Origin of the sequence: Niastella caeni (assembly GCF_004834005.1) — a bacterium.
GTDB classification, from domain to species: Bacteria; Bacteroidota; Bacteroidia; order Chitinophagales; family Chitinophagaceae; genus Niastella; species Niastella caeni.
The window spans coordinates 52642-74268 of the sequence record NZ_STFF01000006.1; the positions used below are offsets into that span (position 1 = coordinate 52642).

A 21627-nucleotide genomic window follows, 5' to 3' on the forward strand; every position below is an offset into this window, starting at 1 on the left:
ACCTTGTTTTTATATGGAAACCCTTAGCGTGCTTTCATACTTTAGTATATTTTCACTGATAACAATCGATTGCGTGATGCTTTCGCCTCTTTTCTGTCGTTACTTTGATAAAGAATTAGGAAAAGAAATGGAGTTCTTGGAAAAAGTTTCTGAAAAACCAGATCGTAGCAAATAAAGAATCATAGTCCCGATGAAACCAGAACGTACCCAATAGAATAATAACAGTCCCTGATGAAATAGATTAAAATCCGTAGCTATCAGTATCCGTTTTTAGTTCGTATCCCTTTGATTACTGCATCTCAAATTCGATCACAATTAAAGGTCCATTTATGAAAAGCTTGTCATTCACTCTAAACACCGCCGCTCCGGCCATTGCTACCAGTACGTCAACAGCAACCGTATCACTTCACCAACTCGTTGACCAGCTCATGGATAGTTTCATTCCATTGGCAGTAAACCAAAAAAGTTTTATCATCAACGACGTTGACAAATCGTTTCAGCTACATGCCGACGAGCAGGTATTGGCTTTTGTAGTAGGAAATCTTTTAAACAATGCCATCACCAGTTCGCAAAGTGTTTGCATTCGTATTGAGGCAGTGAGAAAACCAGAAGGTATTCAGATCATGGTGCGGAACAATGGTTCTCACTTTTACAGCACTGTAGCCCATGGTTTTTCGCAGGTGGTAGCCGCTGCACGCAGTTTGGGTGGAAATATAAACATCTATAACCAGCGTCACGAGGGAACGGTTATTACATTGTCGATGGCAGCCTAAAACCAATTGGCAATAAGCAACTGGCAGGCAAAAACCAATTGGCAATTCTTCAACTTGCGCCTCTGTGCTCCAACGCTAAAGCTGGCGCAAGCGTCTAAAGCCTCAGCGAACACGCGCAGGCTCAGGAGCAATTGGCAAGCTTAAACAAATAGGCAAGCAATATACCCGATCCAATAACCTATAGTCAATATACCGCTCAATGGTGATAGCCGGAAGGTAAGCAGCAAGGAAGTAAGAAGTTCGAAGATTGAATGACTAATGTAACAAGTAGGTGTGAACTATAAACTGACTGGCGACCGGCGCCTTGTTATCGTCGATTTTTTAAATATCTTTCGAAATCCGTGTTCTATACCCCCTATGTTCACCGGGGCATAGTCTGTACCCTGAAAACTAACTTTCCAAGGTTGAAAGCGGAAAGCAAATACCTGAAACCTGTAATTAAACGGCAACTGGCGCCCGGCAACCGGTAACTAATTAATTCTCCCCCCACCCACAAACCTGGCCTTATAATAATCTTCATCCAGGTCGCTGATCATTACGCCACTACTCGTAGCAGCATGTACAAACTTATTATTACAGAGGTAAATGCCTACATGCGAGATACCGCCTTTAGGGCCGCGGGTTTTAAAAAATACCAGGTCGCCCTGCCGTAATTTCTTCTTTTTAATTTTCGCGCATTGCCCGTATTGGTCTTCAGACCTTCTGGAAAGCTCCACGTTATAATAGGAATTCATAAAAGACCGGGTAAATCCGCTGCAATCAACCCCCTGGCGGCTATCGCCCCCATACTTGTACCGGGTGCCATACCAGCTTTCGATCAGCTCCAGCAATTTATTATCATTGATCATCTCCACCGGTATATCAAGCAAAATGGCATATTTAAACTGCAAAGGCGCGCTGAGTTCAATACCGATGGCTTTGCGATTTTTACGCGGCAGTTCGTTGATTATATTTTCTTCATCAGGCGTAAGCGCGGCCAGCTTTTGGGTGGGACTGGTAACTCGTTTTGTTTTGCCCGCAGTAGATGTAGTGGAAGAACTTTTAGTAGTTTTTGAACCTTTCTTTTTATCCTGGTTTATTTCATCGTCCTCAGCACCGGTTCCGGCTACAATATCTTCTAAAAACTCAGGATCGCCCACCGGGATAACAGACGTATCCGCCATCGCCCTTTCCCACTTTGCGGGAGAAAACGGGTAACGCGCAGCCGCCGGAACGGCTAACAGGACGGATAAAATAATGATCAGATACTTCACAGGCTGGAATTAATATTTACTATCCCCTCATTCACAATCTGTTAACCACTTTTGCCCGTTAGCAGATCACGATCAATTCACGCAAGGGTCAAAAATAGCAAATACATTGCCAAATGCATAATCAAAAGCTGAACGCTTAACGCTGAAGGCTTAACGCAGCCTCTCTACATTCGGGCAGGTTTTGCAAACTGCCTTTGCCTCGGGCCTTTAGCGTTGTGCGTTCGGCCTAATTAATTTATTCAGGCCCTGTTCATAAAATTTTATCCCGTTCACAATTGAATAAAGAACTTTATACCACAATTTCGTGTTTTTATTCAGGGAAGTTTCCTATTGGAAATGAACAACTTAAGACTAAAGGACAACATTAAAGAAATAGGAACCCGAAGTAAGAGGTAGGTATATTCAGGTTTTCTCCAATATCCTTAAGATCAGCAAAGAACCAATTAAACAAACATATTCATTAGAAGAAGCACATGTGCAAATTCTCTCATTTACATGTTCATACGCAGTTTTCGTTGCTTGATGGAGCCGCGTCGATCCAGGCATTGTACAAGAAAGCCATCAAAGACGGCATGCCGGCTATTGCCATTACCGACCATGGCAACATGTTCGGCGCCTTTGAATTTGTATCTGAAGCCTATAAACATAAAAATGAGGATGGCAGCCTGAAGGTAAAACCAATTGTGGGTTGTGAATTTTACGTGGTGGAAGACAGGCACCGGAAAGTATTTTCCAAAGAAGTAAAAGACGAACGCTACCACCAGGTACTGCTTGCAAAAAATAAAACCGGTTACCAGAACCTGGTTAAATTAACCAGCCTTGGTTACATAGAGGGTATGTACAGCAAGTACCCACGTATTGATAAAAAATTAATAGAGCAATACCACGAAGGGCTCATTGCTACTACCTGTTGTATCGGCGCCTATGTGCCGCAAACCATTTTACACGATGGCGAAGAAAAAGCCGAGCAGGAATTCAAGTGGTGGCTCGATATGTTCGGTGAAGATTATTTTATCGAGATCCAACGACATAATATCAAGGAACAGGAGATCATTAACCAGGTGTTGTTGAAGTTTGCCAAAAAGTTTAATGTGCCGGTCATTGCTACCAACGACAGCCATTATACCGATCAGGACGATTACAACGCCCACGACATCCTGCTATGTATAAATACCGGTGAAAAGAAAAGCACCCCGGGTTTTGACGACTTCGTTAACGACGATACCAACATAAAAGATCGCCGCTTCAAATTTCCCAACGACCAGTTCTATTTCAAGTCGCAGGAGGAAATGAAAAAGCTGTTCAGCGACATTCCCGAATCGATCGATAATACCAATATGATCGTTGACCGGGTGGAACTCCTGAACCTGAAAAAAGACATTCTGCTCCCGGCCTTCCCATTACCAAAAGAATTCCAGTTGACTGACGACAGCAACCTGAACCAATGGGAGTTCCTTAAGCACATTACGTATGAAGGCGCCAAAGAGCGCTATGTTGATATTACGCCCGAGATCCAGGAAAGGCTCGACTTTGAGCTGTTCACCATCAAGACCATGGGTTTTGCGGGTTACTTCCTCATCGTGGGCGACTTTATTAAAGCCGGTCGCGAACGAGGCGTATTCATTGGTCCCGGCCGTGGTTCGGCCGCAGGTAGTGCGGTGGCCTATTGCATTGGCATTACCAACATTGACCCCATTAAATACAACCTGCTGTTCGAGCGCTTTCTGAACCCCGACCGTAAGTCGATGCCGGATATAGATACTGACTTCGACGATGAGGGTCGCCAGAAAGTGATCGATTACGTGGTAGAAAAATATGGTAAGAACCAGGTAGCCCAGATCGTTACCTACGGTACCATGGCTGCCAAAAGTAGTATCAAGGACGTAGCCCGGGTGTTAGACCTTCCCCTGGTTGAATCGAATGCCCTGGCGAAAATGGTGCCTGAAAAGCCGGGCATTGAACTGGGACGCGTATTACACGCACCCTTAACCGCCAGGGATGGAGAAAAATCACTGGAGGAAAAAGACGGTATTGGCCCCGATGAGATTGAGATCATTAAAAAGCTGCGCGAAATATACAACGGGCAGGGCCTTACTGCTACGGTGCTGCATGAAGCAGAAAGGCTGGAAGGTTCGGTTCGTAATACGGGTATCCACGCGGCGGGTATCATCATTGCCCCCACTGACCTTACCAACCTGATACCGGTTTGTACCGCCAAGGACTCCAGTTTGTGGGTTACCCAAATTGAAGGTAGCATCATTGAAGACGCCGGCGTAATCAAGATGGACTTCCTGGGTTTAAAGACCCTTACCATCATCAAGAACGCGTTGCGGATGATAAAGGAAAATCATGGAGTAGAAGTTAATATAGATACCATCCCGCTCGATGATCCCAAAACATTTGAACTGTACCAGAAAGCTGAAACCATTGGTACATTCCAGTTCGAAAGTCCAGGGATGCAAAAATACCTGCGCGACCTTAAGGCTGACCAGTTTGCCGACCTGATAGCAATGAACGCCCTGTACCGGCCTGGTCCGCTCGCGTACATCCCCAACTTTATCGACCGTAAACATGGACGTGAGCCTATCACCTACGACCTTCCCGAAATGGAGGAATACCTGCAGGAGTCGTACGGGATCACCGTATACCAAGAGCAGGTGATGTTGCTGGCGCAAAAGCTGGCCGGTTTCAGTAAAGGGGATGCCGACGTACTGCGCAAGGCCATGGGTAAAAAACAAAAGGCGGTGCTGGATAAAATGAAGGCCCAGTTCGTTAAAGGCGCCACGGAGAAAGGCCATCCTGCCGAAAAGCTGGAAAAGATCTGGACCGACTGGGAAGCGTTCGCCCAATACGCCTTCAACAAATCGCACTCTACCTGTTATGCCTATGTGGCGTACCAGACTGCCTATTTAAAAGCCCACTACCCTTCTGAATATATGGCTGCCGTTTTGAACAACGCCGGCAATATTGAAAAGATCACCTTCTTTATGGAAGAGTGCAAACGAATGGGTATAAAGTGTCTTGGTCCTGATGTGAACGAATCGAAAAAAGGGTTCTCTGTAAATAAGAACGGCGACATTCGCTTTGGTTTGGGTGGATTGAAAGGCGTGGGTGAAGCCGCCGTGGAAAGCCTGATCGAGGAACGGGAGAAGAACGGACCTTATCAGTCGATCTTCGATATGATAAAACGGGTGAACCAGCGTACAGTGAATAAGAAAACACTGGAAAGCCTGGTATACGCCGGCGGTTTCGATTGCTTTACCGACCTGCACCGGGCGCAATACTTCTTTACGCCCCAGAACGATACCAGCACGGGATTGGAAAAGATCGTGCGCTTTGGTAACGTTTACCAGGCACAGAATGCGAATACCAGCAATACCCTTTTTGGCGGGCTTACAGAAGTGATGGAAATACCCCCGCCGAAGATCCCGCCATGCGAAGAGTGGTCGCTCACCGAATTACTGAACTATGAAAAAGAGGTTACCGGCATGTTCATGAGCGGTCACCCGCTCGATCACTTCCGGTTCGAAATAAAGCATTATGGCATCACTACCATGGCTGAGTTCAATGAAATAAAAGACACGCTGGCCTTGCAGGCAAACCCAGGCAGAAGCTTCCGCCTGGCAGGGCTGGTAACCGATGCCCAGCACCGCGTTACCCGTACCGGCCGCCAGTTTGGTTCCTTCTGGATCGAAGACTATTCGGGCAAAAGCGAATTTATGCTTTGGAGTGATGATTATATGCGCTTTACCAATTACCTCGAAAAAGGTAAGAACCTGTTTATTACCGGTGCGTTCAAACCCCGGTTCAATAAAACCGAGTTTGAGTTCAAGATCGAAAAGATCAGTTTGTTGGAGAGTATTAAACAAAACCTCACCAAACAGGTTATATTAAATATTGAAGCCAGACACGTAAATGAGGAACTTATCAGTTTCTTCGAAAAGAACCTGAAAACTTTCCCGGGAAGCTCGATCCTGAAGTTTAATGTAAAGGATATCAAGGCTATGTGCAAGGTAAGTTTGCAATCCGTTGATACAGGCTTTCAAATGAATGACGAAATGGCCGCTTTTTTACAAGGCCGACCCGATATAGATGTACAGGTTGTCACGGCATAAGTTCTGTACAATGATAAAGAACTGACAGGAGTGGTAAAACAATTGGAATGGCATAAAATTAGACATTTAAGGCACAAGAAACAAGGTACTAGAATTAAGGCACAAGGAACCCGAAACCGTAGATGCCGGGTTTTATCGGGAACTCCGAAATTTATTACTTGTACCCTGTACCTTGCACCTTGCACCTTAAATTAATAACTTTACACACTAAAATATACATATATGGCTTTAGAATTCACAGACACAAACTTTCAGGACAAGGTCCTTTCTTCAGATAAATTAACAGTAGTAGATTTTTGGGCTGAGTGGTGTGGTCCCTGCCGCGCTATCGGGCCGGTTATTGAAGAATTATCGAAAGAATACGACGGCAAAATAAACGTAGGTAAGGTAAACGTTGACCATAACCCACAGTTATCAATTAACTATGGTGTTACTTCTATCCCTGCTATCCTTTTCATTAAAGGCGGTAAAGTGGTAGATAAGCTGGTAGGCGCACAACCTAAAAGCAACTTTGTAAAAAAGATAGAACAGCATATATAAGCACGTTACCAGTATCGTTTTAATAAAAAGGCGGTTCCAGATTTGGGACCGTTTTTTTAACATTATTACTTCCCTACCCGCTATAACATGTACTAATCTTTACATATCTTTCGTTCTGAATTCGAATAATCAATTAAACACGTACATGAAAATACCTTATTTATTTTCGTTTATAATACCCGTTATGATCCTGTTTGTTCCGGCTGATCATCAAACTGCCAATCGTGGATCTGCTGAAAATAGCATAGCCGTGAACAATGATACCAAAGGCGGCGCTGTAGAATTCACCGATGCAAACTTTCAGAGCAAGGTCCTTTCTTCTGATAAATTAACCATAGTAGATTTTTGGGCCGAGTGGTGCGGTCCCTGTCGTAAGATGGGCCCGGTAATAGAAGATCTGGCAAAAGAATACGGCAGTAAAGTGAATATAGGCAAGTTAAACGTGGATCACAATCCGAATGTTTGCATGAAGTATAAAGTTACATCCATCCCTACCATCCTGTTCATAAAAAACGGGAAAGAGGTAGACAGGGTTGTAGGCACTAATCCTAAGAAAACATTGTTAAAAATGATAGAACAGTATAAGTAGCATGTAGCTATAAATATCTTAATAAAAAGCGATCCATTACAGGGTCGCAGTTCAGCGTAAAGAGAAAAAGTTAACCCATACTGGTTACTGGTTTCTGGCAACTGGAACAACGAAAAAGGCCGTCTCGCATTTTTGGAGACGGCCTTTTTTCAATTTGTACTTCTTTATTGTCAATTAAAATATATCCTTTATATTGCTACAGCATACCCTAATTTTGCTGGCCATGGTTCGCGTTTATTCTTTCCTGACGGAATAAACACGAACCATTGTAAATTTTATACGTGTAAACAATACTATCATATCGCTAAAACTGTTATCTTTTTCAACTACACCAAAATATTACTATGACCCCTGTACTTGAAAACATTGTCCGCGGCGCCTTAGGTATGTTCTTCCTCATTCTTGTTTGTTTCTTATTAAGCAATAACCGAAGGGCCATTAACTGGCGGCTGGTGGGCATTGGGGTGGTAGCCCAGGTGTGTTTTGCCCTGGGGGTATTAAAAGTAAACGTCATTAAAATAGTCTTCGGCTGGGTATCCGATAAATTTGTTGAACTGATAAACATCGGTCACAAAGGCATCGAATTCATCTTTGGTAACCTGGCCGATCCCAAGGGCAGTTGGGCTTTTATCTTTGCCGTACAGGTGCTGCCCAACATCATCTTCTTCGCCGCATTGTCGGCCATGTTGTATTACCTGGGCATTCTGCAAAAGATAGTGTATGTATTTGCGTGGATGTTAAAGAAACTGGGCATCTCAGGGCCGGAGAGCGTTTCTACGGCAGCCAATATTTTCCTGGGTCAAACGGAAGCGCCGTTGATGATCAGGCCTTTCCTCGATAAAATGAACCGTTCTGAAATGCTGTGTATCATGGTGGGCGGTATGGCCAATACGGCTGGTAGTGTGCTGGCAGCGTATGTTGGCTTTTTAGGCGGAAGTGACGTTGTGCAGCAAAAGTATTTTGCCCTGCACATGTTAAGCCAGAGTATCATGAGCGCCCCGGCCGCCATTGTGGTATCGAAGGTGTTGTTCCCCCAGAATGAGACCATCATTAAAGAATTGAAAGTACCGAAAGAAAAGATCGGCGACAACTTTTTAGATGCCATTTCACTGGGCACCACCGATGGGTTAAAGCTGGCGGTAAACGTAGGCGCAATGCTGATCGTGTTTACCGCGCTGATGTATTTGTGCAACTGGATCCTCGGTTCCGTTGGCTACTGGTTCAGCATCAACGATGATATTGCCCGCATAACACATGGCCGTTATGAATCCTTATCGTTGCAAATGATCCTGGGTTATGTGTTCTCCCCTGTTGCCTGGCTCATAGGCGTTAACAGCCATGAAATGGTGCAGGTGGGACAGTTGTTGGGTGAAAAGACCATCCTCAATGAATTTGTGGCATATATGTCGTTTGGCTCCATGAAAACGACCGGACAAATAACAGATCCCAAATCTATATTGATTGCCACTTATGCCTTATGTGGCTTCGCCAACTTTGCTTCTATTGGCATCCAGATCGGGGGTATCAGCCAGTTGGCGCCTAATCAACGCCGCAACCTCACCGAACTGGGTGTAAAAGCGCTCATAGGCGGTACCATTGCCTGTTTGATGTGTGGCACCATAGCCGGCGCCCTAATGTGATAACGGAATACAGTTCTAAGTTCTGAGTTTGTAAGTTCGTTAGTTATTGAATCTATTATTTCGAAACTAAATAGCTTACAAACTCAATAACTAACTCGTTGCCTTTATGCCTCCTATGCCTTGTTGCCTTTTTCACGTAACTTTGTGCCCGTTTTAATTGTTACACACACGGAAGCGAAAATCCAGATCAAATGAGTACTAACATTCAGCAGGTTATTGCAGCAGAACAGAATCCGGCCCTCCGCACCATTGGTGAAAAGATAATGAACCGGCAGCGAATTACCCCGGAAGATGGCTTGTTGTTATTTGAGAAAGCCGGTCTGCCCTTCGTAGGCGCACTGGCCAATTTCGTGCGCGAACGCCTGCATGGTGACACCACTTACTTCAATCGCAATTTTCATATTGAGCCCACCAACGTGTGTGTGTTTGCCTGTTCTTTTTGTTCTTACTCCCGCTTGTATGCGCATCGTGAAGAAGGCTGGGAACTTACTACCGACCAAATGTTGAACATTGTAAAAGGTTACGATGGTAAACCAGTTACCGAAGTGCATATTGTTGGCGGTGTTCACCCTAAATTAACACTTGAGTTTTTTGCCGATCTGTTACGCAAAATAAAAGCCCACCGGCCCGAATTACATATTAAAGGTTTTACACCGGTTGAGCTGGACTATATGTTCCGCAAAGCCAAAATGAGTGTTGAAGATGGCATGAAATACCTGCACGAGGCCGGACTGGATTCCTTACCCGGCGGCGGTGCGGAGATCTTTGCACCTGAGGTCAGGGAAAAGATCTGTGCCGATAAAGTTGATGCCATCGGTTGGTTGAAAATTCATGAAACCGCCCACCAACTCGGTATGCATAGCAATGCCACTATGTTGTATGGCCATATTGAAGAGTTCCGTCACCGGATAGATCATATGGAACGGTTACGCCAGCTACAGGATAAAACGGGCGGCTTTAATACATTCATCCCGCTTAAGTTCCGCAATAAAGAAAACGACATGAGCAACGTGCCGGAGTCGGGCGTAATTGAAGATATGCGCATGTATGCCATTGCTCGATTGTATATGGACAATTTCCCGCACCTGAAAGCCTACTGGCCTATGCTGGGTAGGCATAATGCACAGCTTACGTTGTCTTTTGGGGTGAATGATATCGACGGCACCATCGACGATTCTACCAAAATATACTCCATGGCCGGTTCAGAAGAACAAAACCCGGCTATGACCACGGCACAACTGGTAACGCTGATAAAACAGGCTAAAAGAAAACCTGTTGAAAGGGATACCTTGTATAAGGTGATACACGACTATAGCAACATGGATGTGAACCAGATTGATGTGAATCCGCAAATGAATTAAGAAAAGCTGCAAGCTTCAAGCAATCCAGCTGCATGCAATTTAGTCTTCGCTTGTGGCTTATAGCTAGCAGCTTGTAGCTGCATTCAACATTCAGGCAAACTCAACGGAATATGCACTGCCAGTCCGCCTTCGGCGGTTTCCTTGTATTTATGGCTCATATCGATGGCCGTGTTCCACATGGTTTTGATAACGGCATCGAGTGATACTTTGGCGAAATCGGGTGTGCTTTGCAGTGCCAGTTGAGAAGCGGTAATGGCTTTAATAGCGCCCATGGTATTTCGTTCAATGCAGGGGATCTGCACCAGTCCGCCTATAGGATCGCAGGTCAGTCCCAGGTGATGCTCCATGGCGATCTCCGCAGCCATCAGGGCTTGGCGTTGACTGCCCCCCAATACTTCGGTTAATCCGGCAGCCGCCATCGCAGAAGATACGCCGATCTCAGCCTGGCAACCACCCATAGCGGCCGAGATGGTAGCGCCTTTTTTAAAGATGCTGCCGATTTCAGAAGCGGTCAGCATGAACTGCATTACCTTATCATCATTGTATCCATCGCAGAAAACGACAAAATAGTGCAATACCGCCGGAATAACGCCGGCAGCGCCATTTGTGGGCGCGGTAACTACCCTGCCGAATGAAGCATTCTCTTCATTTATGGCCAGCGCAAAACAACTCACCCAGTCGAGAATGTATTTAAAATCATTGCCACCTGAGCGAATGGCCTTTATCCAGGAGGCATAGTCTTCATACGTTCTGCCCTGTAACAGCTTTTTATTGAGATCGGCGGCCCTGCGCTTCACCTGTAAGCCACCCGGCAACATGCCCTGGCTATGGCAACCGCGGTACATGCATTCTTTCATCACCTGCCATATTTGCAATACCCCCTTGCGGGTAGCTTCCTCACTGCGCCAACTGTTCTCATTTTCCATTACCACTTCACTGATGTGTAACCCGGTTTTACGGCACCAGTGCAAGAGGTCATCTGCGGTGTTGATTGGGAAAGGTAATTGCACCGCAGCGGCAGCCGTTGTGCTTTCATTTTCCTGCTGCACAAATCCGCCGCCTACCGAATAGTAGGTAGAAGCGAACTGTTCCCCGTTCTGCAGGGTGATCATAAACGTTAAGGCATTGGGATGGTATGGCAGGGATTCAGTAAACAGGAATTCAATATCGTCTTGCGGATCAAAATCAATTTCATGTTTACCGTGCAGCAACAGCCGTTTCGTGTTGCGAATACGCTGCACTTTTTCATCTATCAATTCAACATCACAGGTAACGGGGTCTTCACCACTCAGGCCCATTAACACGGCTACGTCGGTGCCGTGTCCCTTGCCGGTTTTGGCAAGTGAACCATATAACAATACCTGTAGCGATTGTACCTGTAAAAGTTGATGCTTTTGTTCGAGCGATTGCAGAAATAATTGGGCGGCGCGCCAGGGGCCTAATGTATGGGAGCTGGATGGACCTACCCCAATTTTAAAGATATCAAATACGGAAATGGCTTCGTGTGGCAATGGCTATACATTTTCGGCAAATGTAGTTGTTAATTGCCGGATTCGAACGTTCGTTAGTTTGGCAGAAGCCTGTTGCCGGTTACCAGGTACCAGTTGCCGGGTCCTTATGGCAGATTTCCGGTACTTGACAACTGGCTTGCTCCCTTCATAGGGCGCAAGCGAGTGAAGCTTCGCAAAGGCGTAGTAACTGGTACCTGTTTTCCCTGTAACTGGAAACCGGTAACCGGTAACCCTAATTGTTTACTGCTAATAGAATGTAGTCAACGAAATATCGAAAATAAGTATAGAATTCGCCGGTATGATCACTTTCCCATTGCCATCCTTTATTTCTTTTGAACCGTATGCCAGTGACGGAGGAATATACAACTTGATGCGACCACCTTTTTTAATAATGGGTAAGCCTTTTCTAAACCCTTCAATAGTGGAGCCCAGGGTAAAGGCGGTGCTTGCCTGGTCAAAAACATCTCCATTGGTAAGTTTGCCGATGTAAGACAATTCTACCTGTGAACACAAATTGGGACTATTTCCATCTCCCTCTTTAACAACTTCATAATAAAAACCGCAGGCATCTTTGCTACCCGAATATAAGCTATTGGAATCGAGATAACTTTTTACAGCCTGTTGTTCGCTTACCGGTGCCACTATATTTTGATCGCTATAGCCGCAACCAGATTCTTTTTTACAACTATAAAAAAGGACAAAGCACAGAAAACCCCAAACAAGATTTCTCATCAGAAATTGATTAGTTTATGTTAACCCAGGTACAAGACAATGGTATAAAGAGGAGCGCTGCTTATTAAAGGTTGCCGGTTGCCGGTTCCCAGGTCCCGGTAACTGGTAACTGGGAACCGGTAACTCATATGAGTTGCCCCCCTAAAGCTTATTCTCCCTTTTCTTCTCTTGCTTTTAATTCCAGATAATGCTGCTCTCTCTGGTCCCACTGATGACGTTTGTAAAACACAGCCACAAAAACAGCAATACATATTATCGCAATCATTAGTATGATCGGGCTACTCTGGCTGTTGGCCTCCATATTGGCCCGTTGATACCAGAATTTTCCGGAAAATAATAAAATTAAAACGGGAATTGCAAACAACAACCCGATGGGGAGACCCAATAATAGTTGCTTGTTTATTCTTTTTTCGCGTAAACGATTCGCTTCCCAGTAGGCCAAAAACTGCTTTTCTGATTCGGTAAGCATGCGTAATAAATTAATCCACAACGAATAAAACTTCCTGCAAAAATAATAACTTCACCCCGGCCTGTATTGCGGTACAGGCAAATAATGATTAACTTACGCCAAAAATCCTTAATCTCTTGAAAATTTCGGTATTAGTAGCGCAGTATTTTTACCAGCACAGGGTATTAAACTTACCAGGTATAGGAAGCTTTTACCTTGATGATGTGGTAGATGCACAGAGTATTGGGGATAAAAGCTCCCGGGAACTTATAGATCACATCCATTTTGCCCAAAAGAACATTGCCCGCCCAGATGACGAACTCATCGATTTTATTCGCAAACATACCGGTAAAATAAAGCCACTGGCAGAATCGGACCTGGAGACGTTTGTAGCAGATGGCAAGCTGATGCTCAATATTGGCAAGCCCTTTCACATTGAAGGCATTGGCACTTTACAAAAGAATAAAGAAGGCATTTATGAGTTTACACCGGGCTTACCGGTTGTACAACGACTTGAATCGCCCCCTCCTATTATTCCGTTGGAACGCGAACAGGAAGTACCTAAAAAGAAATCGGTCTTTGATGACGATCCCAACGAAGTCCGCAATGCTTCCATCCGGCGTATAGCCATCGGCATTGGGTTAGTGGTAGGCGTAGGTATTATTCTTTGGGGGGGCTACAGTTTATTTTCCAATAAAGTACAACAGTCATCCAATACGGTAACAACCAGTGTAACCAATGACGAAGATTCCCTGCGAACATCGTCGTACCTGCAAAACATCAACGATCCCAAAAAGGCGCTGGATAATGTTATTAAGAAAGACAGTTTGATCATCAATGATCCCTATCCCGCCGATACCAATACACAGGGAAGAACTATTCCACCAGCAGCAGCTACCACGGCGTCGCCCGTAATAGCCAGCGGCCCAACCAAGGTGTATAAATTCATTCTGCAAACCACGAAGTACAGGCCGACCGCCGAAAAAATGTATAACAAGTTAAAACCTCGGGTTCAGCTGGAGGCGGTTGACTCAACATTATTTAAAATTGTTATAAATGTACCTGGTACCCCGGCAGATACCACCCGCATCAAAGATTCTTTAAGATTCTGGTATTGGGGAGCACGTAATAACCCGGTAACGATAGAACAATAGAATACAGCCGTAAGCTGAAAGCAAAATACAGCTACGCGCTACAAGCTGCACGCTGCACGCAAATTCAAAATACAGCTGCACGCTGCAAGCAATACAAATGCAGTTAAAAGCTGAAAGGCGAAAGCTTAAAGCAAATACAAATGTTGCCAGCGAATAAAATATTATGAGCAAACGAACAGCAGCGTACTGGATAAACAAATTACAACTGGCTACCCATATCGAAGGCGGCGCTTTCAGGGAAATATACCGGTCGCCGGTTTTGGCGCCTTTGTCGGCACTCCCTGCCGGCTTTACAGGAGAAAGAAACTTTAGCACCAGTATTTACTTCTTATTACAGCAGCACCAGTTTTCCGCATTTCATAAGATCAAAAGCGATGAAGTGTGGCATTTCTATTATGGCGATACGTTGATCGTTTATGAGATCGATCAGCAGGGCCGCATGATAGAACACCGCCTCGGCTGCGACCCCGATAACCAGGAATCGTTTCAATGCGTTATTGCTGCGGGTAACTGGTTTGCCGCCCGGTTGGCGCCCGGTGGCGACTATGCATTGGTAGGCTGTACCGTTTCTCCCGGGTTTGATTTTGCCGATTTTGAATTGGCCGACAGGAAAGAATTACAACATTTATTTCCTGAACATACTGAAGTGATAAAAGAGTTGACAATATGAATTAGCTAGTAGCGAGTAGTAAGTAGCGAGTGGCTAGTAGGGAAAACAAATGTGATAATCCCGCTAAAGGCGTTACAAGTTGTGATAATGAAGAAAATGGCGAGTCTCGCAATGAACCCCTACTAGCCATTTACCACTAGCTACTAGCCCTGTTTCCTCCTAAAATAATAGTACACCGGAATACCCAATGCCGTTACCGATAATCCTAACAGAGAATTTATAACAGGCACCCGGCCACTTACATAATTGTTCACATCATTGATGATCGTACTTCCTACATAAAAAGCGGCAAAAGCAATAAACAGCCAGGGCACTACCGGGTACCCCCATACCCTGTACGGACGTGGCTGATCGGGCATTCTTTTTCTCAATATAATGATACCGATAGCGCCCAGTAAATACACGGCCCAGGTAACAAATGTGAACATATCGGCCAGCATATCGAACGAACCGCTTATAATAAGAAAAGTAGCCCAGCTGCCATGCAGCCATAAGGCGTTGCCCGGCGTATGAAACCGGGGATGTTCTTTACCGGTAAAGGGAATAAACAACCCATCTTTTCCCATAGCATAGGTTACCCGGGAAATTGCCATCGTATTACCATTTATGGCGCCAAACGTGCAGATAACGATCAGGGCAGCCACTATGGCGCCGCTGGTTTCTCCCAGGGCCACGGCAATGGCATCGGAAGCCACCAGGGGCGATGCCGCCATTTTATCGATCGGCAACACGTATAAATAAGCCTGGTTAACCAACAGGTACACTACGATGCAAACAAATACCCCGGTTACCAGACTACGAAAAATATTCTTTTGAGGGTTTTGGATCTCACCGCCGAGGAAGGTAATATTGATCCACCCGTCGTACGACATAAAAGCGCCGGTTAATGCGGCTATCAATCCACTGGTTAAGCTCCAGCCCTGTAGCGGATGAGAAGAGGGATGTATAAAATTAGCCGTTGTGCCATTGCCCGAATAAAAAATACCGGCCACCAGTAAAGCAACCACAACGATCTTTATTAAGGTAGAAACCAGTTGCAATTGACTGCCGGCACGCACACTGAGATAATTTACCAACGTAAGCCCCAACACCAACCCAATGGCCATCAGTTTCACTCCGGCATTGGCTAACGGAAACAGATTTCCTAAAAAAGGGATATGCCACACCACAGATCGTTCAACCGCAGCATCAAACCGGGGTAAATGAAAAAAGAAATCGGCATATTGCGCGCATACGAAAGCAATGGCGGCAACCGATGCTGTATTAATTACTGTGAAGCCTGCCCAGCCATATAAGAAAGCAACAAAGTTGCCATACATGTGGCGTAAATAAACATACAGTCCGCCCGTTTGCGGGAACATGCACCCCACCTCGGCAAAGATCAATGCTCCGAATAAAGAGAAAATGCCCGCCACGATCCAAACCACGGTAAGCCATACCGGCGAACCCACCTGTGCTGCCATAACAGCTGGTTTCATAAAGATGCCCGAGCCTATAATGCTGCCTACGACAACAGCCGTTGCAGCTCTGAAGTTGATTGATTGTTTATCTGTGAGTTTGGAAGGCATAGTGGTAGTGAATGGGGCTTAGTTTTCACTTCTACATTCAAAATTGGACATTCAATATTCGACATTTCTTCTCTTTCTCATTCTTCATTTCTCATTTCTCTGTTCTTCATTTCCTACATCCTTCATTGCTTCCGAAATAATCCTATGAAAATGATGTGTCCCCTGTTCCCGGGTCACCGAATACCGGCCATGGCGATAAAACCTCGACCGCACCCCTTTCTGCACCGCTTCCACCACTTCTTCATCTTCCAGTTCTACCTGGTTCAGATCGGAACCTGCGCCCCGGTTAAACAATTCCTCCTTCCATACATACGTCAAAAACGACACTTTACATTGCTGCTGCGTAATTGGCTTTACGATGTTGATACTTAGTCCCCAGGGATAAAAATTGAACATCATATTGGGAAAAACGAAAAAGTAATAAGCAGCCACCTGTTTACCATGATCAGGCGAGGTAGCAGGCAGTTGAAATACATCTTCTCCCTCTTTGGCAATACCCAATTGCAGGTTGCTGTACCGGTACAATTCGGTAACATAATTGCCAAAGTCGAGCACGGCATTTAAACCGGCATGCACAAACGGAATATGAAAACCTTCCAGGTAATTTTCGCAATACAATGCCCAGTGCGACTGTACAATATAATCTTTCGACAATTCGGGACGAAAAACAAACTCGTTCAGGGGCAGCCAGCCTACCCTGTCCATCATTTCCTGTAAGTAAAGCTGCGGCGTAGAAGCAGGTTGCAGGGAAACAAATAGCAGCGGCCCCCATTTAAAAAGCGGCAACTGCGCCAGGTTATCATCTGGCGTAGGAAATTCTTTTACTTCTTTAAATTCAGGCATGGAAATAAAATGGCCATCGAGGCCAAATTGCCGGCCATGATAACGGCAACGCAAATGGGCAGTTTTGCAGGGTTCCTTTATAACAATGGTGCCCCTATGCGTACATACATTACTAACACAATGAATAGTATGCTGCTGGTCGCAAGTAAGCAGCAGCGGCTCATCGAGGTAACTTTCAAGCAGGGTAAAAGGATAACAACGGCCCGGTTCATTCACCAAACCGGCATCACCTATGAATTGCCAACTGCCTGAAAATAGCTTCTCCCTGGCCAGTTCAAATACCGCGGGATCAGTATAAAAATCGGTATGCAGTGTTTTGGCCCGGGAAATATCAGGATCTACATAAAAACGACTCATGCAGGGAAATTGACAATTTGATGAATTAACTCCCGCCGCCGTTCTTCGACTGCCATATCAGCCAGTTGGCGAAGACGGTAGTAAAGCTTTGGCGGGCGAAGGAAAACCGGTAATAAGTTAGTAATTTAATTTCTGCTAAACGCCAACCATTCAAAATATACACATGAATCGTCCATGACAAAATTTTCATCTGACACCAGGGATATGAAAATTTTGACATAGTAAGATCCATCTGGCCAAAACCCAATAAAAAATTCTCAGATGAAACAATTACTGCTCTTTTCGGGGTTCCTTTTGCTGAGTTGCTCCCTTGCAGCTCAAAAGAAAAAGTCGCTTTTCAATGGTAAAGATCTTACCGGGTGGACCATCCACGGCACTGAAAAATGGTATGTAGATAACGGGGAACTGGTGTGTGAAAGCGGTCCCGACAAAGAATACGGCTATTTGAGCACCAATGAAAAATATAAAAACTTCGAGCTTACGCTGCAGTTCAAGCAGGAAGCGAATGGGAACAGCGGGGTCTTTTTCCGCTCCGCCATTGAAGGAGTAAAGATCAGTGGCTGGCAGGTAGAAGTGGCCCCCTTGAATGCGCATACGGGGGGTATTTATGAATCGTACGGCCGCGGCTGGATCATTCAGCCCAAGCCGGAAGATGAGCAATGGCTAAAGCCAGGCGAGTGGAATACATTAAATATTAAGGTCATCAATGATGAAGTAACTACCTGGTTAAATGGTCACCAGATGATTTACCTGAAAGATGAAAAAGTAGGCCAGGGTGATGGTTTTATTGCGTTACAGATCCATTCGGGCGGGGGTATCAAGGTACGGTGGAGGGAGATAAGGATTAAGGTGAAAAGGTGACCCTATCAACTTATCAACATTTTCATCGCTTATACAACCCTTGAGCACAAACGGTCGTCAATATATAATTACCAGCTCCCTTTTTAACCCGTTTTGGATCCGTTTCAGGTAAGCTTTGAGACCACAGGCTTAAAGTATTACTTTTTAAGAGGGTGGGTCCGCCGGTTGGCGGAGCCCAGCCTTTTTTTTGGCAGGAAGTGGAAGCCGGTTGACCGGCTTCACCTTTCCAAAGCTTACTTCACTACCAACGTCTGTATCGAATGCGGTTCACTGGTTACCTTAACAGCCCTGTCTTTTACCCACAGCAAATAATCTTTTTTATCGTCAGTTTTATTCATTACAACCACGGCGATCGTTCCATCAGTATTGCGGAAAGCCGTAGCCAGCAATTTATCGTTGGTTGCCGAGCAGGCAATGCGTTTGGCGCCCGGACGAATGAATTTTGAAAAATGGCCGATGTAATAATAAATGTTGGTATAAGTTAAAGCACCGGTTTGGGTATTGCCATGCACGGGAGCAAAACACTGATTGCCCGCATGGTTGGGACCACCTTTTTCATCGAGCAAAACATTCCAGTCGGTCCAGCCTGCTGTGCCGGCGTTAAAATCATTGATCATAGCCTGGCCGTACCGCTCACCCAATGCCCAGTCATGCACTTTGTTTGCCTCGTAATGTTCTATGCAACCTTCTGTAAAAAGCAGGTTTTTATCAGGGAAGGCCTGATAGGCGAGGCGAACCTTGTCGTACCGGGCGCCGCCTGTGCTAAAGCTCTCATACCAGTGAAATCCCATTCCCCAAATATATTTTGCCGCTTCGGGGTCCTGTAAAATGGCACTGGCCCGTTGGTAAACGAAGTCGCGGTTCCAATCCCATATGATCACCTTTTTATTGCCCATACCATTTTTATGCAGGGTTGGGCCCAGGTAGTATTTTACAAAGTCCTTTTCCTCTTCGGCTGTGAACTGGCACGATTCCCAGGGTGATGCGGACATTGCTTCATTTTGAACCGTTAATCCCCATACCGGCACACCTTCCTTTTGCAAGGCGTTTATATACCTTACAAAGAAGTTGGCCCAGCTTTGCCTGTACTCAGGCAACAATTTGCCACCTTTTTGTACAACCTTTGTATCCTTCATAAATGCCGGCGGGCTCCAGGGCGAAGCGTACAGGGTTAGCCTGCCACCTGTGGCCGCCATCGCTTCTTTTATGAAAGGAATGCGATACTTTTTATCATGGCTGATATCAAAAGTTTTCAATTCCTTATCCCCTTCTTTTACATAACTGTAGGTCTCACTCGAAAAGTCGCAGCTTTGTATAGATGTACGGGCAAGCGTATAACCAATTCCTTTGTCCCTGTCGAAATAAGCGGTGAGAAACTCCTTTTGCTTGTCTTTTGGCAATTTGTAAAAGGTTTCTGCCGAGGCATCTGTTAAAGCGCCACCAATGCCTAACAATGTCTGGAAGGTATAGCCAGGATCAACAAAAACCGACAGCTCTTCATCGGGCTGAAGCTTTGCAGAAATTGGCAATGTTCCTGTTTTCGCCAGCCGGTAATCGGTGTTTTGTGCGGTAGTATAAACAATAACTTCTTTTCCGTTAACAGGCAAGGCCGCCATTGCTGCCTTTTTGTTTTGGGCAGGCAACAGATTTATACCCGCAGCACCTGAAGCGACCAATGCCAGATATAATTTAAATTGCTTATTCATAATCTTTCTAAAATGCTTATTTAAAATCAAATGCGGAAGCAGTAATACCCGTGGTCCCCAAATCATTCCCTCCTCCCCTTACTGTGATATAGTACGTACCACCGGAAGGCAGGGTAATGGTGCCGCCATTTCCATTACAGCTTATGGCAGAAAGCTGCGCGTTAAAAGGAGACACGCCGCAACCAAGCCACGTATTTAAACTGAGTAACATCTTCGCGGCAGGGTCCCAGCCGGTTGTAACATCCTGGCCGTCCTGTGGTTTTTTCTGTGATAACCATACTTCAAACCACACATTGCTTGCACCCGATCCCTGCACATGCATATCGATCTTATATTGCCGGTGCCCATACAAACGTACTTCCTGGTAAACACCGGCCTGGTTCCAATTCCCATTTCCTCCTTTGTAAAGAATAGAACCTGCTTGCGTATTGATAGTTGCAGTTACATCATTGCTCCAGGAAAGATTTACCGGAACCCATTTGGTAATATCGGCAAGCAAATTCACCCGGGGAGCAAACAAGGCAAGAATATCATCTGCATTAAAATATACAACGATCTTATTTCTATTCGCATCAATTGGAAATTTGGAATTAGTGATCGTTAATCCCAATGCAACTACTGAGCCTGCGTACTGCGATAATTTGGCAATGCTTATCTTAGGCATTGCAGTTCCCTGAAGCATACCATTTTTATCGCTCATCGTTACACTGTTATTAAATGTGTAATCCGCTGCATTCAGGGCCACGGTATTGGAAGGTAATTTACCGGCGCTTATCAAACCGGGAATTGCACTGTTGTCGACTGTTACGGTGGCAGACGATGTAGCCAGGTCGGCAATACCGCCGCGCAGCACCGGAATGGAACAATTAACTGTATTGGTAATGGTGTCTATCGTATAACTATTATCATCCAGCGCCACTACGCTATTACTTCCATTGGTAACGCCCGGAAAATATACCTGGCTAACGAGTGAATCAACAGGAAAATAGATCACCACTTTATTTGCGGAGGTATTTACTTCAAATTTATCTGCATATTTCACAACAACTCCCAGCGCTGCATATTTGCCGCTGTATTTGCTCAAATTGGCCACTTTAATTTTTGGCGTGATCGCCCCTTTCATTATGCCGTTTGTGTAAGCAATGGTATCCGCAGTTGCCAACTCGTAATCTGATGGGTCAAGGGCTACTGTGTTTGCAGGAAGCTTACCCGATTGTATAAGTGCCTGAATGCTGGTGGTATCTGCCCCTGCATACACGGCGAAAGCAGCAAAATCAGAAAAGCCGCCACGGTAAACGGTTACCGGGAAACTGATCGAATTTTTCACCGTATCAATACTGTAATTGCCCAGTGCGGCAACAATTCCATCCTCATCGGGAAAGTATACTTTACCGCTCTCTTTTGTTTCGTTGCCTCCATAATCTTCGGGTCTGCAACCCAAAAACACAGAGAGAAACAAGGTGAACAGCATGACCGGTAAGGAAGGAAGTATTTTATTTTTCATAT

General features: G+C 45.2%; 18 protein-coding genes. 9 read left to right on the forward strand and 9 right to left on the reverse strand.

The window, feature by feature from the left end; all coding sequences use genetic code 11:
• Positions 1–329: 329 nt before the first annotated feature.
• On the forward strand, positions 330–773 hold the full coding sequence (locus FAM09_RS20750; RefSeq protein WP_136579068.1) for a sensor histidine kinase: 444 nt from the start codon (positions 330–332) through the stop codon (positions 771–773).
• A 470-nt stretch (positions 774–1243) separates the two neighbouring features.
• Here the strand turns inward: FAM09_RS20750 and FAM09_RS20755 are convergent, their stop codons facing one another.
• Positions 1244–2026 (reverse strand): C40 family peptidase, encoded by a 783-nt coding sequence (locus tag FAM09_RS20755; RefSeq protein ID WP_136579069.1) that lies wholly within the window; start codon positions 2024–2026, stop codon positions 1244–1246.
• Positions 2027–2499: 473 nt separating this feature from the next.
• On the opposite strand from FAM09_RS20755, the gene dnaE reads away from it, so the two are divergent.
• From dnaE to mqnE, 5 genes are all read left to right on the forward strand, one after another.
• Positions 2500–6141 (forward strand): DNA polymerase III subunit alpha, encoded by a 3642-nt coding sequence (gene dnaE / locus FAM09_RS20760; RefSeq protein WP_136579070.1) that lies wholly within the window; start codon positions 2500–2502, stop codon positions 6139–6141.
• Positions 6142–6363: 222 nt separating this feature from the next.
• Entirely contained in the window at positions 6364–6681 is a 318-nt protein-coding gene (trxA, locus tag FAM09_RS20765; protein ID WP_136579071.1) for a thioredoxin, read from the forward strand.
• A gap of 145 nt (positions 6682–6826) precedes the next feature.
• A complete protein-coding gene (gene trxA, locus FAM09_RS20770; protein WP_243751740.1) occupies positions 6827–7270 on the forward strand; it encodes a thioredoxin in 444 nt (147 codons plus the stop codon).
• A 344-nt stretch (positions 7271–7614) separates the two neighbouring features.
• Positions 7615–8910: a NupC/NupG family nucleoside CNT transporter gene (locus FAM09_RS20775; RefSeq protein ID WP_136579072.1), complete on the forward strand. Its 1296-nt coding sequence runs from the start codon at positions 7615–7617 to the stop codon at positions 8908–8910.
• A 191-nt stretch (positions 8911–9101) separates the two neighbouring features.
• A complete protein-coding gene (gene mqnE, locus FAM09_RS20780) occupies positions 9102–10271 on the forward strand; it encodes an aminofutalosine synthase MqnE (protein ID WP_136579073.1) in 1170 nt (389 codons plus the stop codon).
• An 83-nt stretch (positions 10272–10354) separates the two neighbouring features.
• Here mqnE and FAM09_RS20785 read toward each other — a convergent pair whose 3' ends face one another.
• From FAM09_RS20785 to FAM09_RS20795, 3 genes are all read right to left on the reverse strand, one after another.
• On the reverse strand, positions 10355–11782 hold the full coding sequence (locus tag FAM09_RS20785) for an L-serine ammonia-lyase (protein WP_136579074.1): 1428 nt from the start codon (positions 11780–11782) through the stop codon (positions 10355–10357).
• A 246-nt stretch (positions 11783–12028) separates the two neighbouring features.
• Complete coding sequence (locus tag FAM09_RS20790; RefSeq protein ID WP_136579075.1) at positions 12029–12514, reverse strand: FKBP-type peptidyl-prolyl cis-trans isomerase; 486 nt, start codon at positions 12512–12514, stop codon at positions 12029–12031.
• Between the two features lie 148 nt (positions 12515–12662).
• Positions 12663–12983 carry a hypothetical protein gene (locus FAM09_RS20795; protein ID WP_136579076.1) on the reverse strand — a complete coding sequence of 107 codons (321 nt, stop codon included), beginning with the start codon at positions 12981–12983 and terminating at the stop codon, positions 12663–12665.
• Positions 12984–13099: 116 nt separating this feature from the next.
• Between FAM09_RS20795 and FAM09_RS20800 the strand changes: the two genes are divergently transcribed.
• On the forward strand, positions 13100–14116 hold the full coding sequence (locus FAM09_RS20800; RefSeq protein ID WP_136579077.1) for a hypothetical protein: 1017 nt from the start codon (positions 13100–13102) through the stop codon (positions 14114–14116).
• Between the two features lie 163 nt (positions 14117–14279).
• Positions 14280–14786 (forward strand): cupin domain-containing protein, encoded by a 507-nt coding sequence (locus FAM09_RS20805; RefSeq protein ID WP_136579078.1) that lies wholly within the window; start codon positions 14280–14282, stop codon positions 14784–14786.
• Between the two features lie 143 nt (positions 14787–14929).
• On the opposite strand, the gene FAM09_RS20810 is transcribed toward FAM09_RS20805, so the two are convergent.
• The 3 genes from FAM09_RS20810 to FAM09_RS30775 all read right to left on the reverse strand — a co-directional run bounded on the left by FAM09_RS20810 (position 14930) and on the right by FAM09_RS30775 (position 17744).
• The gene (locus tag FAM09_RS20810) at positions 14930–16354 is read right to left on the reverse strand and encodes an APC family permease (protein WP_136579079.1); all 1425 of its coding nucleotides are present in this window, start codon (positions 16352–16354) and stop codon (positions 14930–14932) included.
• Between the two features lie 84 nt (positions 16355–16438).
• The gene (locus FAM09_RS20815; protein ID WP_136579080.1) at positions 16439–17554 is read right to left on the reverse strand and encodes an aromatic ring-hydroxylating oxygenase subunit alpha; all 1116 of its coding nucleotides are present in this window, start codon (positions 17552–17554) and stop codon (positions 16439–16441) included.
• Positions 17555–17579: 25 nt separating this feature from the next.
• Positions 17580–17744 (reverse strand): hypothetical protein, encoded by a 165-nt coding sequence (locus tag FAM09_RS30775; RefSeq protein WP_153825469.1) that lies wholly within the window; start codon positions 17742–17744, stop codon positions 17580–17582.
• Positions 17745–17815: 71 nt separating this feature from the next.
• On the opposite strand from FAM09_RS30775, the gene FAM09_RS20820 reads away from it, so the two are divergent.
• Positions 17816–18415, forward strand: a complete 600-nt coding sequence (locus FAM09_RS20820; protein ID WP_136579081.1) for a 3-keto-disaccharide hydrolase — start codon at positions 17816–17818, stop codon at positions 18413–18415.
• 233 nt (positions 18416–18648) lie between these two features.
• On the opposite strand, the gene FAM09_RS20825 is transcribed toward FAM09_RS20820, so the two are convergent.
• Positions 18649–20121: a glycoside hydrolase family 30 protein gene (locus FAM09_RS20825; protein WP_136579082.1), complete on the reverse strand. Its 1473-nt coding sequence runs from the start codon at positions 20119–20121 to the stop codon at positions 18649–18651.
• 16 nt (positions 20122–20137) lie between these two features.
• On the reverse strand, positions 20138–21625 hold the full coding sequence (locus FAM09_RS20830) for a hypothetical protein (RefSeq protein WP_136579083.1): 1488 nt from the start codon (positions 21623–21625) through the stop codon (positions 20138–20140).
• Positions 21626–21627: the final 2 nt, after the last annotated feature.

Coding starts and splice junctions, on each gene's coding strand:
- FAM09_RS20750 (WP_136579068.1), top strand. CDS start 330: ATGAAAAGCTTGTCATTCACTCTAAACACCGCCGCTCCGGCCATTGCT.
- dnaE (WP_136579070.1), top strand. CDS start 2,500: ATGTGCAAATTCTCTCATTTACATGTTCATACGCAGTTTTCGTTGCTT.
- trxA (WP_136579071.1), top strand. CDS start 6,364: ATGGCTTTAGAATTCACAGACACAAACTTTCAGGACAAGGTCCTTTCT.
- trxA (WP_243751740.1), top strand. CDS start 6,827: ATGAAAATACCTTATTTATTTTCGTTTATAATACCCGTTATGATCCTG.
- FAM09_RS20775 (WP_136579072.1), top strand. CDS start 7,615: ATGACCCCTGTACTTGAAAACATTGTCCGCGGCGCCTTAGGTATGTTC.
- mqnE (WP_136579073.1), top strand. CDS start 9,102: ATGAGTACTAACATTCAGCAGGTTATTGCAGCAGAACAGAATCCGGCC.
- FAM09_RS20790 (WP_136579075.1), bottom strand. CDS start 12,514: ATGAGAAATCTTGTTTGGGGTTTTCTGTGCTTTGTCCTTTTTTATAGT.
- FAM09_RS20795 (WP_136579076.1), bottom strand. CDS start 12,983: ATGCTTACCGAATCAGAAAAGCAGTTTTTGGCCTACTGGGAAGCGAAT.
- FAM09_RS20805 (WP_136579078.1), top strand. CDS start 14,280: ATGAGCAAACGAACAGCAGCGTACTGGATAAACAAATTACAACTGGCT.
- FAM09_RS20810 (WP_136579079.1), bottom strand. CDS start 16,354: ATGCCTTCCAAACTCACAGATAAACAATCAATCAACTTCAGAGCTGCA.
- FAM09_RS20815 (WP_136579080.1), bottom strand. CDS start 17,554: ATGAGTCGTTTTTATGTAGATCCTGATATTTCCCGGGCCAAAACACTG.
- FAM09_RS30775 (WP_153825469.1), bottom strand. CDS start 17,744: ATGAAAATTTTGTCATGGACGATTCATGTGTATATTTTGAATGGTTGG.
- FAM09_RS20820 (WP_136579081.1), top strand. CDS start 17,816: ATGAAACAATTACTGCTCTTTTCGGGGTTCCTTTTGCTGAGTTGCTCC.
- FAM09_RS20825 (WP_136579082.1), bottom strand. CDS start 20,121: ATGAATAAGCAATTTAAATTATATCTGGCATTGGTCGCTTCAGGTGCT.
- FAM09_RS20830 (WP_136579083.1), bottom strand. CDS start 21,625: ATGAAAAATAAAATACTTCCTTCCTTACCGGTCATGCTGTTCACCTTG.